This window comes from Vibrio crassostreae (assembly GCF_041439375.1).
Lineage (GTDB): Bacteria > Pseudomonadota > Gammaproteobacteria > Enterobacterales > Vibrionaceae > Vibrio > Vibrio crassostreae_D.
This window is the reverse complement of the sequence record NZ_JBGONY010000088.1, coordinates 1-14,196: the sequence shown is the minus strand read 5'-3', so window position 1 is coordinate 14,196 and position 14,196 is coordinate 1. Positions and strand designations below refer to the sequence as shown.

General features: G+C 36.3%; 16 protein-coding genes. 1 reads left to right on the top strand and 15 read right to left on the bottom strand.

Annotation, left to right across the window (positions count from 1 at the left end):
• Positions 1-119 precede the first annotated feature (119 nt).
• From ACED45_RS22640 to ACED45_RS22575, 14 genes are all read right to left on the bottom strand, one after another.
• Positions 120-638: a hypothetical protein gene (locus ACED45_RS22640; RefSeq protein WP_054542837.1), complete on the bottom strand. Its 519-nt coding sequence runs from the start codon at positions 636-638 to the stop codon at positions 120-122.
• Positions 639-838: 200 nt separating this feature from the next.
• Positions 839-1,402, bottom strand: coding sequence for an OmpA family protein (locus tag ACED45_RS22635; RefSeq protein ID WP_054542838.1), 564 nt, complete (start codon positions 1,400-1,402; stop codon positions 839-841).
• Position 1,403: 1 nt separating this feature from the next.
• Positions 1,404-2,795, bottom strand: coding sequence for a TadE/TadG family type IV pilus assembly protein (locus ACED45_RS22630; RefSeq protein WP_054542839.1), 1,392 nt, complete (start codon positions 2,793-2,795; stop codon positions 1,404-1,406).
• Position 2,796: 1 nt separating this feature from the next.
• Complete coding sequence (tadF, locus tag ACED45_RS22625) at positions 2,797-3,375, bottom strand: tight adherence pilus pseudopilin TadF (protein ID WP_371715064.1); 579 nt, start codon at positions 3,373-3,375, stop codon at positions 2,797-2,799.
• On the bottom strand, positions 3,365-3,907 hold the full coding sequence (locus ACED45_RS22620) for a TadE/TadG family type IV pilus assembly protein (RefSeq protein ID WP_054542840.1): 543 nt from the start codon (positions 3,905-3,907) through the stop codon (positions 3,365-3,367). The genes tadF and ACED45_RS22620 overlap by 11 nt, the downstream gene beginning before the upstream one ends.
• Positions 3,904-5,001, bottom strand: a complete 1,098-nt coding sequence (locus ACED45_RS22615) for a tetratricopeptide repeat protein (protein ID WP_371715063.1) — start codon at positions 4,999-5,001, stop codon at positions 3,904-3,906. Before ACED45_RS22615 ends, ACED45_RS22620 begins: the two co-directional genes overlap by 4 nt.
• Positions 5,001-5,873 carry a type II secretion system F family protein gene (locus tag ACED45_RS22610; RefSeq protein ID WP_102503284.1) on the bottom strand — a complete coding sequence of 291 codons (873 nt, stop codon included), beginning with the start codon at positions 5,871-5,873 and terminating at the stop codon, positions 5,001-5,003. The genes ACED45_RS22615 and ACED45_RS22610 overlap by 1 nt, the downstream gene beginning before the upstream one ends.
• Entirely contained in the window at positions 5,873-6,787 is a 915-nt protein-coding gene (locus ACED45_RS22605; protein ID WP_371715062.1) for a type II secretion system F family protein, read from the bottom strand. The genes ACED45_RS22610 and ACED45_RS22605 overlap by 1 nt, the downstream gene beginning before the upstream one ends.
• Entirely contained in the window at positions 6,784-8,049 is a 1,266-nt protein-coding gene (locus tag ACED45_RS22600) for a CpaF family protein (protein ID WP_054543350.1), read from the bottom strand. The genes ACED45_RS22605 and ACED45_RS22600 overlap by 4 nt, the downstream gene beginning before the upstream one ends.
• Positions 8,046-9,248, bottom strand: a complete 1,203-nt coding sequence (locus tag ACED45_RS22595; RefSeq protein ID WP_102503286.1) for an AAA family ATPase — start codon at positions 9,246-9,248, stop codon at positions 8,046-8,048. The genes ACED45_RS22600 and ACED45_RS22595 overlap by 4 nt, the downstream gene beginning before the upstream one ends.
• Position 9,249: 1 nt before the next feature.
• Entirely contained in the window at positions 9,250-9,720 is a 471-nt protein-coding gene (locus tag ACED45_RS22590; RefSeq protein ID WP_054543352.1) for a hypothetical protein, read from the bottom strand.
• On the bottom strand, positions 9,720-11,048 hold the full coding sequence (locus ACED45_RS22585) for a type II and III secretion system protein family protein (RefSeq protein ID WP_371715065.1): 1,329 nt from the start codon (positions 11,046-11,048) through the stop codon (positions 9,720-9,722). The genes ACED45_RS22590 and ACED45_RS22585 overlap by 1 nt, the downstream gene beginning before the upstream one ends.
• A 17-nt stretch (positions 11,049-11,065) precedes the next feature.
• Positions 11,066-11,824 carry a pilus assembly protein CpaB gene (locus ACED45_RS22580; RefSeq protein WP_102503287.1) on the bottom strand — a complete coding sequence of 253 codons (759 nt, stop codon included), beginning with the start codon at positions 11,822-11,824 and terminating at the stop codon, positions 11,066-11,068.
• A gap of 81 nt (positions 11,825-11,905) precedes the next feature.
• On the bottom strand, positions 11,906-12,166 hold the full coding sequence (locus ACED45_RS22575) for a Flp family type IVb pilin (protein ID WP_371715061.1): 261 nt from the start codon (positions 12,164-12,166) through the stop codon (positions 11,906-11,908).
• 194 nt (positions 12,167-12,360) lie between these two features.
• Between ACED45_RS22575 and ACED45_RS22570 the strand changes: the two genes are divergently transcribed.
• Positions 12,361-12,804: an A24 family peptidase gene (locus ACED45_RS22570; RefSeq protein WP_054543356.1), complete on the top strand. Its 444-nt coding sequence runs from the start codon at positions 12,361-12,363 to the stop codon at positions 12,802-12,804.
• Between the two features lie 45 nt (positions 12,805-12,849).
• Here ACED45_RS22570 and ACED45_RS22565 read toward each other — a convergent pair whose 3' ends face one another.
• Positions 12,850-13,692 (bottom strand): LysR family transcriptional regulator, encoded by an 843-nt coding sequence (locus tag ACED45_RS22565; RefSeq protein WP_371715060.1) that lies wholly within the window; start codon positions 13,690-13,692, stop codon positions 12,850-12,852.
• Between the last annotated feature and the right edge of the window lie 504 nt (positions 13,693-14,196).

Below are 14,196 nucleotides of genomic sequence, written 5' to 3'. Positions count from 1 at the left end.
GATGATCTGATCGTAGCTTTAAGCATTAGTTCCCTGATTTAGGAAACAAAGCCAGAAAACACCTAAATTTTTTGATCAAGAATGCTTTTAAATAGAAGTTATATTTTGGTACTGAAACACTAGCAATCATAAATTACCTTATCACTGGCACTCATTATATTAATGTACTTCTCATAATTAAAATAAGCAACGATTCTGTCATCGGTATTAAATATTAACTTATTAATAATATTAATGGTGTCATACAAGTCTTTTCCATCAACACCTGACTCCTTGTAACAATGGCGAACATGTCGGTATTCATCATAGATTGAATTGGCAAAAATTATATTTTCAACTCTATTTTCAGAAAAATCGTAGTCTAGAATACTGAATGAATAATTAATATATCGAGTAATGAATTCCTCACCAGCATCACTCATAACTAACTGGCTCATTACCTCATCAATATCGTCACGTATCTTATTTCCATTTAGGTCCACGCCTAGCAAAGACTGGGTTTTATCTTCAACTAGAGTAGAATTAGATGTAATCCACTCGAGTTGCTCCCCTATATTTTTAATATTGACCACTTGACTAGAATAGACGTTGAAGGAATAAATAAATAACGTTAAAAGCAATAATGTTCGTTTACACATGTTTATAGCACAATAATAAATAATTCCCTATGATATAAAAATAAATGCTAAAAATTAATTAATATTTTTTTATAATTAAATAACTAGTTGTAATAAAAACACAAAAAGGCTTGATACATTGTATCAAGCCTTTTTTCAGATACCACACAACGCAGCACACATAACAATTAATATGACCGTAACAACGAATAAACCATACATCATTGAATCGTCAATATAACTCTTCGATTACAGCCAGAAGCAGCATTTTCTTCAACCTTACAGATCGGGGATGCTTCCCCAAAAGCTTTTTCAATAATACGATTGCCCAACCCAAGTGTCTTTCTCAAATAAACTGTTGCGGATGATGCTCGACGCTGAGAAAGCTTCTTATTGTAGACTTTAGAACCAACGTCATCAGTATGCCCTTCAATAACAATCTTCTTGTCTTGGTCAACCAGCTCTAGGTATTGTGCAATCGCTTGTTTGTGCTTATCTGTCAACAAATGCTTATTTGTCTGATAGTTCAATAGAAGCGACATCGACTCTTGGTCAAATGCGCAGGCATCCGTGACATTTATCGCATCAGTTTTAATTATTTTTTTATCTTGAACAATATTTTTTTCTTCAGTTACTTCTACCGATAATACTCCCGGAACTTGAGTGACGACTGTATCTGTCCCTATCAGTGTTTTCGAGATTGTGTATTCTTCAGTATAATTAACGCAATTAGCTACAGCATTACCGGATAAAATAAAAAGCAGAATCGGGATAAGTTTTTTCATATTAATCTTTTAATCTTCCTGTTTCTTCGTTAATAAGGTTCAGAATATATTTATAAACATCTTTACCTTTCTTTGCATGGTAGATATTTTTACGCCCCACGCAATCGCCAAAACCATCATCCTCCTTAACAATATAGTTAACACCGATAACACCCATTGTTACCTTAGTTTTTTCACCTTCAAGAGATGCAGTTTCTCTTTGAAATTTATTTTTACTTTGACCAATTTTTTTTTGTAATTGTTCACAGAGGTTATATTTAGTCACTAATGTTTTCAAGTACTGTTGATACTGAAGAACTGGAGGGCTATCTTTATAATATGTCCAATCAACATTGTGTTTTGATCGATATGCTTTCGTATTTTCTCGATATAATTCATTAGGATAGTTTACTTTATTATCTGAACCATCAGATAAGAAAATAAAAACTTGTTCAGGGTTTCGGTCCTTCATCTTAATTTTATCTGCCTCTTTAGCTGCGGCAATTAAGCCGAGCCAAGACATTGTTCCGCCGCCTGTTGCAGGTTGCAATTTATCCGATTCGACATCACGGATAAAAGTATCATAATTATCAGTGAGTGGGAGGTCCTGTGAGGAATTATACATATAGTCCCACCTCGAAGTTTCTTCCGGCCAATCTTGCACAAACATATTATCAACAATATTTTTAAACGATGCTACAGTATGATCAAAACCTCGGGTATAATCATACAGCTGTACTTTATTAGAATTCTTATCAAATTTAGTGTTGTATGCACTATAAGTAACCAGAGCGATCTTACTTTTATTATCTTCACCCGTTTTAAACTCTTTTAAATCTTTTACAACTTTAACAATCGTCTCTTTAACTACATCCATCTGTGTTTTAATCGTCCCATTTGTATTCCTCTCTCCCCTCCATGGGTTACTCATTGATTGACTCGTATCAAGAATAAAATATATATCAACAGGTTGAGGTAGAAACTTACGCGTAACAGAACGACCAGAGACTTTAAACTCAGGTTCTACTCCAATTTCATCATGAGTTATCCATGATTTGTGCTCCGTCGTAGCCGCTACAGTGAAATCTGTAAATGGTGACAACTCATTGTTCCTTTGTACACAGCCGTCAGCGTATTCGCATCGTGCTGTTGTAACATCAATTTCAACATCGTTAATATTGTCGGTGACATATAAATCTACCAACAGTTTTGCGTAGTCTTGATCTTCTTGGTTATTACCTCCGGGGTTCGCGATCAAAGCTAAACTGGCAATTTCGGTTGCCTCCTCTAGTTTTGAGTGCGCAAGTAGTCGCTGAGTATAACCTGACGCAAAAGCGAATGTCATAATTAACACTGGTAAGCAAAGTATGAAAATAATACCCGCCACACCTTTTTGCTGAGATAGTTTTGTCATGTCAAATCCTCGCAAAAGAATAGGAGCTAGTCACAATTTTTATAGGCTCTCCTCTAACCGCGCCAATTATATTAAAAGGGGTTTCATAACAGAGGGACAAGTGATATAGAGGTAATCGCCGATTACGAGTTGTTGTAGGTAATAGCTCTTTTGCATGTTCAAAAGTGATTCCTTGCAAGTTCTGAAAATTGCAGTCATCTCTTCTCCCTCTGAATTGTTCATTGAGAGTCACCTTCGATTCCCCTTCTTCAATTGATATTTGGGCGACACGCATACCTAATTTTGACTCATCAAAATCGGGGATCATTCTTTTCAGAGAACTTTTGGCGATATCATAAAATTTTGTAATTTCACTATCACAATACTTACCTTCAAAACCGCACATATCAAGTTCACCGGTATATAATTGGCGTCGCTCACTTAAAATTGTCAATAAGGAATAGTTAGCCCTATCTAACTGTCCTTTTTTATTAATTGCTAATGTATAATTTATGTGGATAGCCAATAATGAACTAAAAAAAACCAAAACTAGTGCTAGCTCGACCATAAAAGCACCCTGCTGTTTTTTCCTAATTGCCACAACTAGCCCCTTTTCCAACCTTAAATGTACAGCGCTCGTATTCTTGTACCGCGACGATCTCTCTTCGGATATTCATCTCAGGTAATACGAAATTAAACAGTGGTTTATACGTAAATGTCAGTTGATAAATAGCAAGTGGCATATCAATAGAATTATTATTATTGCTTCCTATTTTTACACTTGAACATTCATCAATAGGCCTACCGGTTTTATTGCAGCTAACAAAATCAGCCATATTCTTAAAATAATAGATTTGACTCACAATAGACGAACGTTCGACGACTATACTCCAGAGCGATCCGCCACTTTCATTCAATGAATCTGTTATTTCTTGGTTATAATCCACAGTTTTAGAGTTACTCGAGTTACCTTGCTTTTTACTCCTCATAACAGCAGAAGTTAAAGCGTGATCCGTTACCCCCATCGAATAAGTTAAAACTGAAAGATCGAACCAAGTAAACATCATCATAATTAACAAAGGTAAGCCAAGTGCAACTTCGACAGTTAAACTGCCTCTTTGTTTACGTTTCAAAGCTCTAAATACCTTTTCTTGGTATAATCGACCACAAACGCTCCTTTTGTATCCATATTTTGCAAAAACGATTTCGCATCATTAATGTTATCGAATTCACCAATACAATAACGTTTCCATAGACCGTGAGTATACGAATACACTTTGCCATAGTTACCTTTAAGATAATTTAAATACTCACTCGGAATAACTTTGTAAGTGGCTAGTACTTGAATGCGATAAATTGAAGGTGTTTTTGGCTTTAGATTGTTTATATTTAACACTGAGCGCTGAACAACAGGTTGCTGATTTTTTTTGGCAACAATGCTTGGTTCCACTTTATTAACTTCCTTGCGTTTAGGTTTACTTGCGACCTTGACTAATTTTGACTTAGACTCGGGTTTCTTTTTAGCAATAGGCTTCACTGACTTCATTAACTTAGCAAGTTTTTCTCTCGCTTCTTGCTCATTACTGCTGTATTTAAGAACCTCAAGCACAACATCTGGCCTATTTGCTCGTGTAGAAGCTAACATCAGATTCGAACGTACTTTTTCATCATTAGGGTTTGAGGCAAATAAGCCGTATAATATTTCCATAGCTTGTTGATGCTCACCCTGAAGCATTTTTACAACAGCGATATTATTATTTGCTTCACGGTCTGAGGCACCATTTTTTTTGCTGGTCTCAAAACTGTCTACCGCCAAATCATACTGTTTTTGTTGAGCAAGGATTTTACCGTTCAACAAAAAGAACTCCCCCTTACTTCCACCTTCATCTAGATATTCTTCAAGATAATTTTTACTTGCTTCGTAATTTAGTTTTAAATATTCAAGTTTCGCTAAAGTAAATATCACTTCAGGTTCATCTAAATCACCTTTTTTATAGGTACTGATATAGAGCTCGGCGGACTTTTTATCTTTCTTATCTAGATAAAGTTCAATAAGCTTTACTTTATAACTAGGTACTTCGACCAAGTTCGTCTTGTAAAATTCGATTAGTTGTTCTGATTGTCCAGATTTAGTCAATAACCTTTCTTTAGTCACTAGTTCATCATTAATAGATGAACAACCAACAATCAGTAACAAGATTAATACTTGTGCCAATATATATTTCACTAACCTAACATCCTCATAATTCCTGGAGCTGCAATAAGAATAACTATCGGTATCATAATAAATGCAATCATTGGTACTGACATCTTCGCGCCCATTTTCCCAATTTTCTCTTCGAGTTCTAACATATTAATCTCTCGGATATCGGAAGCGAGTGACGCAAGGACAGTACCAACCGATGACCCATATTTTAAACTTTGTGTTAACGTCATTACGAAACTTTGAGCTTCTGTTGTTGGAACCAAATCATAAAATTCTGATAATGCCTTATCAAGACCGACAATTTTTGCTCTCTCTGACGTTTTTTGCACCACAAATGCTAAATTTTCATCCACCATTTTTAGTTCATTTGAGAGATATTCTAAACTTGCTTCTAGGGTCATTCCCGTATGGACGCAAACATTCATAAGATCTAATAGAAAGGGCAAGCGACTGCTAATATGGCTTATGTTTGACTTACCTCTCGATGCTATATAAATATCTGGTGCTATCACGAAAACCAGCAATGAAATGCTCGCCGCCATAAATGAATACAACATATCTATTTTGCCATTAAAATACATATAACCGATGGTTACTATACAAAAAAGCACAGGTAATATTTTTAATAAATAGTACACCTGAGAGAAAAAATCGTTATGTATCCCCGCTCTTACTAGATTTGCTTTAACCTCTTCTCGGTTAAAGGCTAGTTGAGAGGCGAATACTAATATCTTTTCTTTCAATGAAACTTTTTCTTGTGTTGAACCAATGATTCTTTTAGTTGATATATTTGCTTTTGTGGTATCAAAAAATTTAAGTATGTAGTAAGCCGCAATAAAAGATACGATCAAACCTAAAATAATAAAAACTATCTTTAACGGAGTAATGTCCATTATTTAACACTTCTTAAAATCATATAAATAAGGACAAAACCAATCATCTCACTTATTAGAACATAGTAAAAAATCGGCTTCCCGCCCTCTTCAAACATAACAAATTGATAATTTTCAGGACTAGTTAACTTTAATATAAACATAAAAACAACAGGAAGCGCCGCGATGATTTTAGCGGAAGATCGAGCTTCAGAAGTCAACGCATTTTTCTTTTTCTCTATTGCACGAGCTTCAAACATAATCCGATTAATACGGTTGATAACATTTTTTAACTGTCCACCACGACTTAAATTAATTCTAATTGTAGATGCGAAAAAAAAATATTCTACATATGGAAATGTAGATGCACTTCTTGCAAGTACATCATCTGGGTCCTCGCCTATCAAAAGGCGCTCAGACATTTTTTTAAACTCTTTGCCTACTTCGTTATCTAGTTGAGTTCCTACATATTCAAAGGCGTGAACAATACTTTGACCAGACGATAGTGCACCAGAAAGAATGTTCAAAGCATCTGGGAAATTATCTTTAAATTTTTTCTCCCTTAGTCCACTTAATTTTAAGATAAACATAATGAATAAAATCGGAATTAATCCCAACCACACTTTCCAATATTCTAGGCGAAGAAACCAGTCGTTGATGAAGTAAACAGCCACAGACGAGATTGACATAAACAGCAATAATTTAGAACCTGCATTAGGGTTTAACAACTTGTTAAATTGTTTATACTTATCTCTTAGTTTCTTCTTGTAGCTGATATCGAAACTTTCAGAGTCAATCACGGTACGAGAACCACTTACCCCTTCAAAAGTCCCGGATTCATCGATTATCGCTGTAATTTGGCGCTGTTTTTTTGTGTGAGCGATCGCAAGGCCTATAGCCAACACAACCCAAGCAAGTATCATCATCACCATCATGAGAACAACTCCTGTAATGCTCCATCCAAACCAAAAAACTTGGCCCTTTCATAGATCACAGAGCGCTTAGAAAGCCCTGGAGTTCTATATTCACCAGCAATTTTTCCATCAATCATACCGCCCGTATTTTCATAACGGAAGATATCTTCCATCACGACATTATCACCTTCAAGACCGACGATTTCGCTAATAAACAGTATCTTGCGGCTACCATCGTGAAGACGGCGGACTTGAACGATCAAATCAACCGCACTGACTATTGTTCTGCGTATCGCTTCCAAGGGTAAGCTTGCGGTTGCCATCATCACCATACTTTCAACACGCGCAATGGCATCTCTTGGGGTATTTGCGTGAAGTGTAGACATAGAACCGTCGTGGCCGGTGTTCATCGCTTGGAGCATTTCAAATGCTTCACCACCACGACACTCACCGACAATGATTCTATCAGGACGCATACGAAGCGCGTTGATCACTAAGTCACGAGCCGTGATTTCTCCAGTACCTTCCACACTAGCTTGGCGGGTTTCTAATCTAACAATGTGCTCTTGCTGCAACTGGAGCTCGGCCGCATCTTCTATCGTTATGACGCGCTCGCCTCCACCAATGAACCCAGACAAAGCGTTAAGTAATGTCGTTTTACCAGAACCAGTGCCGCCAGAAATTAGAATATTACACTTACAGTGGCTCGCTATTGATAACAATTTTGCCATCTCTACCGACAAAGCACCAAACTCAACCAAGTTCTCTAACTTTATTTTTTGCTCTTTAAATTTCCGTATTGAAATAGACGTTCCGTCAATTGCCAAAGGTGGAATAACAATATTTACACGGCTACCATCTTCTAAACGAGCGTCACATAAAGGCTTAGACTCATCGATACGTCGTCCAACATTGGACGCGATTCGTTTTGCTATTGTGTTGAGCTGTTTTTCATTTATAAACTGAATGAGTGACTTTTCAACTTTACCGTTAATTTCAATAAAGATATCAGCGGGTCCGTTAATCATAATATCCGAAATATTATCATTATCAACGAGAGCTTGAAGTGGTCCTAGTCCTTTAAGTTCATCTAAAAGTGCCTTAACTAAATCCATTCGTTTCAAGTTACTAATTTGAAGTTGCTTGCGTTCGATTAAGATATTAACAGATTCTTTTAGCTGCCCTTCCAACTCACCACTATCCACGTCAACCAAAGATGCCGCATCTAATGCGTCGAATATTTCATCACGTATCTCAATATAGACTTCTTTTAACTGATTCATTTCTTATTAAACCACTTTAATCTAGATGCTGGTTTCACCTTTTTACCCGTCAGGCTATTAATCATAAGAGAAATTGCAGGTGCAAGCTTTGTTTTAGTTAAACTATGAATTCCTTGTTGAATTACCAGTTTTTCTAAATTGGCTTCGTATGCAATATCGATCGTATTTTTGGCTTTAATCTTGTCTTTGGCACTCTGCAAAGAGACCATGTAATCTTTTTGTGAGCGAGTCATTGAAAAAATGATCTGATGCTCTGACTTCCCAAGCTTTTTCTTAATTGTGTTATAAGCCCGAAGAGAAGCAACTGAAGGTTCACATACAACATAAATTCTATGATATCTGTGTATAAGTTCCTCAGAAGGCAACTCTTCCAGTGCATTAAGGGGGATTGAGTCAACAATAAAGTTGTACTGGTCAATTAACTCATTGGAAATACGATGCAATGAATCGGCATGATCATTAAGACATGCTGGACTTTTATCTAACATCAAATAATCTAACTTGTCTTTAACCGAATAGACGTAAGTAGCCGCGATTGCCGCATCCAACTCAGATTGGTTAAGGTCAATACTACTCAGCTTAGATTTAAGGCCTTTAACGCCTAAGAAAATATCCGAGTTCAATGCCGTTGTGTCATGCTCTACCAACAAGGTTTTCAAGCTAGCTTGCTGGCTTAAACTATGGCATAAATACGAACTAATGCTTGAAAGGCCAATCCCCCCCTTACTGCCAAGCAAAAGTACACGCTTAGCTACTCGTGATTTTTTCTTATTGACTGTAGTGCTACTATCCAGTGTTGGGGTCTTAATTGCACCAAGCAAAGCATCGAGATCTTCATCCCAAAGTACATAATTCGCACCAAGAGCCAAGACCCTATCACGCATTATTATAGAATCTAAACAACTCAACACAATTAACGTGATGCTCACATCTAAACGAGAGGATATCTCTGAAATCTCACTAATCACATCGTGGCTTTCACGTAAATCCAAAATAACATTTTTAACTTCTGAATCCGTTTCATGCCAACTATCGTCGTCAATATCATCAACTTTTAGAGGTGTTACAAACCCTTCAATAGCGTAAAGTTCATCAATTGCATTCAAGAGTTCTCTATCATCAGAGACGACTAAATCGACATTGTTAACTTTAGACTCTAGCTTTGATGACGACGTTTTAAATAGGTTATCTAAGTCCATACTATTCTTTGCCTAATGCAGGGGTTGTTAAACTTAATCGACGGTTATATTCTAATGAACAACCAAATGAATAGTTATCGATATTCCCAAAAGAAATCGAACCGCAATCCCCTCCCTCAACAACATGATACTTTGCGACAATACTAATATCCTTCCCTTCGCTTATCGCATTTAAATTGAACCGTAGTTTATGAATCCCCAAGTGTTTAATCTTTATAACAAATTCGTCTATAAATAAGCTTTCATCTGTATTATATTCAATAACGTAAGTTGACTTAGGATGCTTACGATTAATCTTATCCACAAATTCTAACGACTTTTCCATAGCTTTTTGTTTATTTACAGCCGTGAATTCAAAATTTTCTTCAAATGTGTTTACTACGGTTTCGTTTTCAGGATAAGCAACGCTACAACCGGAAAGAGCCAAGCTAAATAAAGTAAGATAAATGATATTTTTTAAGTTCACACACATTAGTTAAACCCTCCAGCATTGATTGTTGATTCCAATTGCTCGTCATCGACATCAGATAGGTCTAATCGAAGTAAACGCTCTAAGTCACTGGTACGTTTAAACTTAGGTAACTTAATTTCAGATTCTTTTACAGGATCGACGAGATTTACGGTTGCAACAATAATCAACTCAGTTTTCCGACGTTCTGTATTAGATTTGCTAAACAAGGCACCAAGAATAGGAACATCTCCCAGCAAAGGAATTTTGCTCAAGGATTCTTGTTCTTCAGAAGTCAGTAAGCCAGCTAACACGAAGCTTTGGCCATCTTTTAATTGAACGGTTGTCTGCGCTTTTCTTGTTCTTAAAGAAGGGACACTTACCAAACCAGAATTTACGCCGTTAGTTTTATCAATAGAGCTAACTTCTGGTAGCAACGATAAGCGGATGTTTTCCGAATCCGTCACTTTTGCCACCATGGAAAGTTTTACACCGTATTCTTTATAGGTGATCGACACCCCGTCATTATCACGTACTGCAATTGGTATTTCTCCACCAACCAAGAAACTAGCGGATTCGCCCGAAATCACTGAAAGATTTGGCTCAGCTAATATCTGACCTATATTATCGTTGCCACTTGCTGAGATAACTGCGACTATGTCTTCTGCTGTAAAGTCCAAAATGCTATTAACAAAGGCACCTGCAGAACCAATACCTTTTCCATTTGATTCAGCATAGGAAACACCTAGCTCGGTCAAAAAGGAACTCGAAACCTCGGCTACTGTTAGTTTCACGTTAATTTGTTCTGTCGTCAGAACTTTTAGATTATTAATGATGTCTTGAAAGACATAAGTTGCAGTAAAATCCAATGCATCGACAGATTCGCCATTTGCACCAGATAGCTCAAATGTATGTCGTTTTTTACTCTTTTTCATCATCTCACCAACAAGACGATAAACATTAGCTTTTACTTCTTCACTACTGACCACACCATCAAGTACAACTTGTTCGCCAATATTCGTTAACTTTATATTTTCATCAGGGTAGCGAGCAACTAAAGTTTGCTTTAGAAGCCTAAGGCTCTTATTAACAACTACTTCTGCATTATAAATCTCATTGCCAGCTCTATCGTAGGCAATAATAGAAGTGGCACCTCGACCTATGCCATATATAACGAGTTTACCGTTCGCAATAATTTTGTAATCAGCAATTTGCGAGTTAGCAACAAATACAGTATCAATATTTCGTTTGATATTGATTGTTTTAGCACCACCCTGGTCCAGACTTAACAACTCACTGGCATAACTCGGTAAAGCGAGGAATATGGATAACAAGACGGAAACGGGTAAAATTTTATTTGTGGTCACAACTAGTTTCCCCTTAACTGACGAACACCAAACCGATGCTCAATAAGATCGCTGCTTTTTACTGATAGATATCTATGTGCCAGTTTAGCTGGCACTAAAGTTATCGCGCCAATCTTCTGAGCCATCTCTAATTTGAGTACTTGTTTTACTGTTAAGGCAATGATGAGGCTGTGTTCTTTATCTTCATCCTCTTCATCATTAGATTTAACAACTTGCAACACTCTTGCGCCATCAATGATGACATTACTGGTCAAGTTATTGATATCCGAGTAGCCATGTTCGAGCAAATTGGACTCCGATGAAGTCGTTGCAACAAAACTAACTCGATCTTGTGGTTGAATTGGCAGGGCTTCAACGATACTACTGCCGCTTGACGTGTAATAATAAGGCACTTCATTTTCACTTAATGACAAATACATATAGTCTTTATCACCAGGGTTTGAAAAATAGCCAGCATTCAAAACCTGACCGGCTTCAACATCAGTAGACCACAACGCACCAGTTTGAATATTAACATCAGAGTATGGGGTATAGCCTCTGGCTTTAAGGGTTGTTTCCGGAAGACTTTGAATATCTAGCAGTTGTTTTTTAACGACAGAAGCTTTTGTGACATCGTTATTCAAAAATGCAACATCAACCATTCTAATCTTTTCTTTTTCAACAACAACGTCTTCTTCCTGGGAAAATAAATTATCACTAACAAAAAAGAAGACCAAAAATAGAGAAATTGCAACAAATAGAAACAGTATCGGTCTGTTCATAATTAGGACGACCTTAAAAGGAGGGAGCCACCTCCCTCCTATTGATTAAAATTATTATTAATTTACGGAGTGTCAGGGGTTTTAGCTTTTAGGCTTAGTAGCAGGATCTTTAGGAGCAGGATCTTGAGTACCCGGCTTAGACGCTCCACCACTTAGGCTTGATGACACAGTATTCATCGCCCCCTCCATCGCTCCCTTTAAGGTGCCCGTTTGAAATATGCCTAATAAGATTGCAGACATAGCAACCGCAATAATTGCGTATTCAACTGCAGTAACACCACGTTTATCTAACTTAAACTTAGTACGGATTTGGCGAATCTTGGAATTGATATTTAAAAGCATGTTTACCTCTATTGGTTAAAATATTCATCCTTCGAATGAATACACGAAACTTACATTATCAAATTAATTCAAACCAATTAAGATTTTTTATAGAAATATAACTTTAACTTATACGATAAGATGCAATCGATTACATTAATTACTAATATGATTTTTAATTGATAAATGGCTCTCACCGTCATATTATTTGCATTATGACAGAATTAAAAATATTTTTATCTATCGCAATAGCTATATGCAACCTTGTTGTTTTTTACAATGACATTCGTTTCAGAACTGTTAAACACAGGTTTGTCATCATCATTATCATATTGGGAGTTATCAGTTTAGTTTTTTCCAATAATGTCATATGGCAAATAGCTTCCTCATTCACTATTTTTTGTGTGTTTTTTATACTTTGGATAGTGAATATAATTGGGGGAGGAGATGTAAAATTGATAGGAGCACTATTTATAGGTATTGCTCCTGAGTACTCAATTATTGCCTTAGCGACAGCGGGGATTTTAGGTGGCGTTCAGATATTGTTGATGTGGGTATCCTCTCTAATTACTCATAAGGACCCTTTTTCTAATGGTATTCCCTATACAATTCCCCTAGGACTATCAGGTTGGTTTTTCTTTACCCTGTCGCTAATATAGCGACAGGGTGATTCAACTTACTAGGTTGCAACACCACTAGTATTATCAATTAAAGATATTGGAAATCAGCGTTTTCAAGCGCTCCAGTTCTATTTTTTGCGCAGCCTCTTCATTACACCAGACATACATCTCAATGTTTTTTTTCAATAACCTTCGATTAAAAACCTGTTTCCCTACCGCCCAACTAGGGCAGATAACAAAAGTGTTCGCGGCATGTAACTCATTAATCATTAGACGTGATGATGAAGTTGTAAGCCAACTCTTCACATTCAACGTATCAACTCTAGCCGAACTTAATAACACCTCGGCTTCACGCCGAGTCAAAGAGCTACAAAATACAACTCTTTCAGGGAAGCACTCTTCTGGCACTATAGAAATATCACATGCCAAAATATATTTTACACGATTTAGTGAAAATAGTTTTCCATCTGAATCCAGTACTTCCCCTACTCCAAATATCAAGTCATAGTTGTCCTTATTAACTTCATCGATGTTACTAAAACCAGTAATAGCAAGCTCTACCTCATTATATGTTCTAAATGTGTTAATGACTTGAGCTACCAACTCAGGATTGAAAGAATCAGATATAGCAATTGAGTATTGTTTGCATATATCTATTTCCTCTAGATCTTCAAACAATTTCTCTTGCATAAACATAGTTTTATTTACATATTCAAGTAAAACCTTCCCGTGACGTGTTAACCCAAAGCCACCCTTTCTATCAAAGATAGTCGCGCCAATTTTACTCTCTATTTTTTTGATATGCTGTGACACAGCCGGTTGTGTCAAATAGAGACTTTCTGCAGCAGCTGTAAAACTGCGGTGTCTTGCTACGTGGGAGAATGTACGCAAATACTTTACATCAATACTTCGATTCGAGACTTTCATTAAACAAACACCTTAGATCCACCTAGTTCCAATAATTATAATTTTTATTTTTATGTATCCATGCAGAGATAAATGCGGTTAGGAGCAAAATTAGTTACCGCAAAAACTCAGCGCATATATTACGTGTTCATCTCATACAGATATATACGCAATTATATGCTATGCATTCAGAATTTAATCGCAGTTTGATTTGATTTACCACCTATAAGTAACTGTTATATAATTTATTTTTCATCGTGAAATAATTCGTTTAAAAACTTGATTTACAGGTAAATACGTCCTTATTACCAACATTCAAAGTCCTTTTTGACAACCATAAATTAGGGTATTCACACTAATATAGTCCTATACTGTATAAAAATGAAAAATTTGGTAACCCTTTATTTACAAGCTGTATTAATCGAATAATAAATAACAATCCATTATAGATATATAAACCATATTTATGACTTTGTTGCGTAATTAAATTTAAAGATAGAACTACCCCGTTTCGCGTATTTCTTA

Bases quoted from the DNA above. Each gene is read 5' to 3' on its own strand.
- ACED45_RS22610 (WP_102503284.1), bottom strand. From the start codon at position 5,873: ATGGACATTACTCCGTTAAAGATAGTTTTTATTATTTTAGGTTTGATC.
- ACED45_RS22575 (WP_371715061.1), bottom strand. From the start codon at position 12,166: ATGCTTTTAAATATCAATTCCAAGATTCGCCAAATCCGTACTAAGTTT.
- ACED45_RS22565 (WP_371715060.1), bottom strand. From the start codon at position 13,692: ATGAAAGTCTCGAATCGAAGTATTGATGTAAAGTATTTGCGTACATTC.
- ACED45_RS22580 (WP_102503287.1), bottom strand. From the start codon at position 11,824: ATGAACAGACCGATACTGTTTCTATTTGTTGCAATTTCTCTATTTTTG.
- ACED45_RS22570 (WP_054543356.1), top strand. From the start codon at position 12,361: ATGACAGAATTAAAAATATTTTTATCTATCGCAATAGCTATATGCAAC.
- ACED45_RS22640 (WP_054542837.1), bottom strand. From the start codon at position 638: ATGTGTAAACGAACATTATTGCTTTTAACGTTATTTATTTATTCCTTC.
- ACED45_RS22605 (WP_371715062.1), bottom strand. From the start codon at position 6,787: ATGATGGTGATGATGATACTTGCTTGGGTTGTGTTGGCTATAGGCCTT.
- ACED45_RS22630 (WP_054542839.1), bottom strand. From the start codon at position 2,795: ATGACAAAACTATCTCAGCAAAAAGGTGTGGCGGGTATTATTTTCATA.
- ACED45_RS22600 (WP_054543350.1), bottom strand. From the start codon at position 8,049: ATGAATCAGTTAAAAGAAGTCTATATTGAGATACGTGATGAAATATTC.
- ACED45_RS22590 (WP_054543352.1), bottom strand. From the start codon at position 9,720: ATGTGTGTGAACTTAAAAAATATCATTTATCTTACTTTATTTAGCTTG.
- ACED45_RS22635 (WP_054542838.1), bottom strand. From the start codon at position 1,402: ATGAAAAAACTTATCCCGATTCTGCTTTTTATTTTATCCGGTAATGCT.
- ACED45_RS22595 (WP_102503286.1), bottom strand. From the start codon at position 9,248: ATGGACTTAGATAACCTATTTAAAACGTCGTCATCAAAGCTAGAGTCT.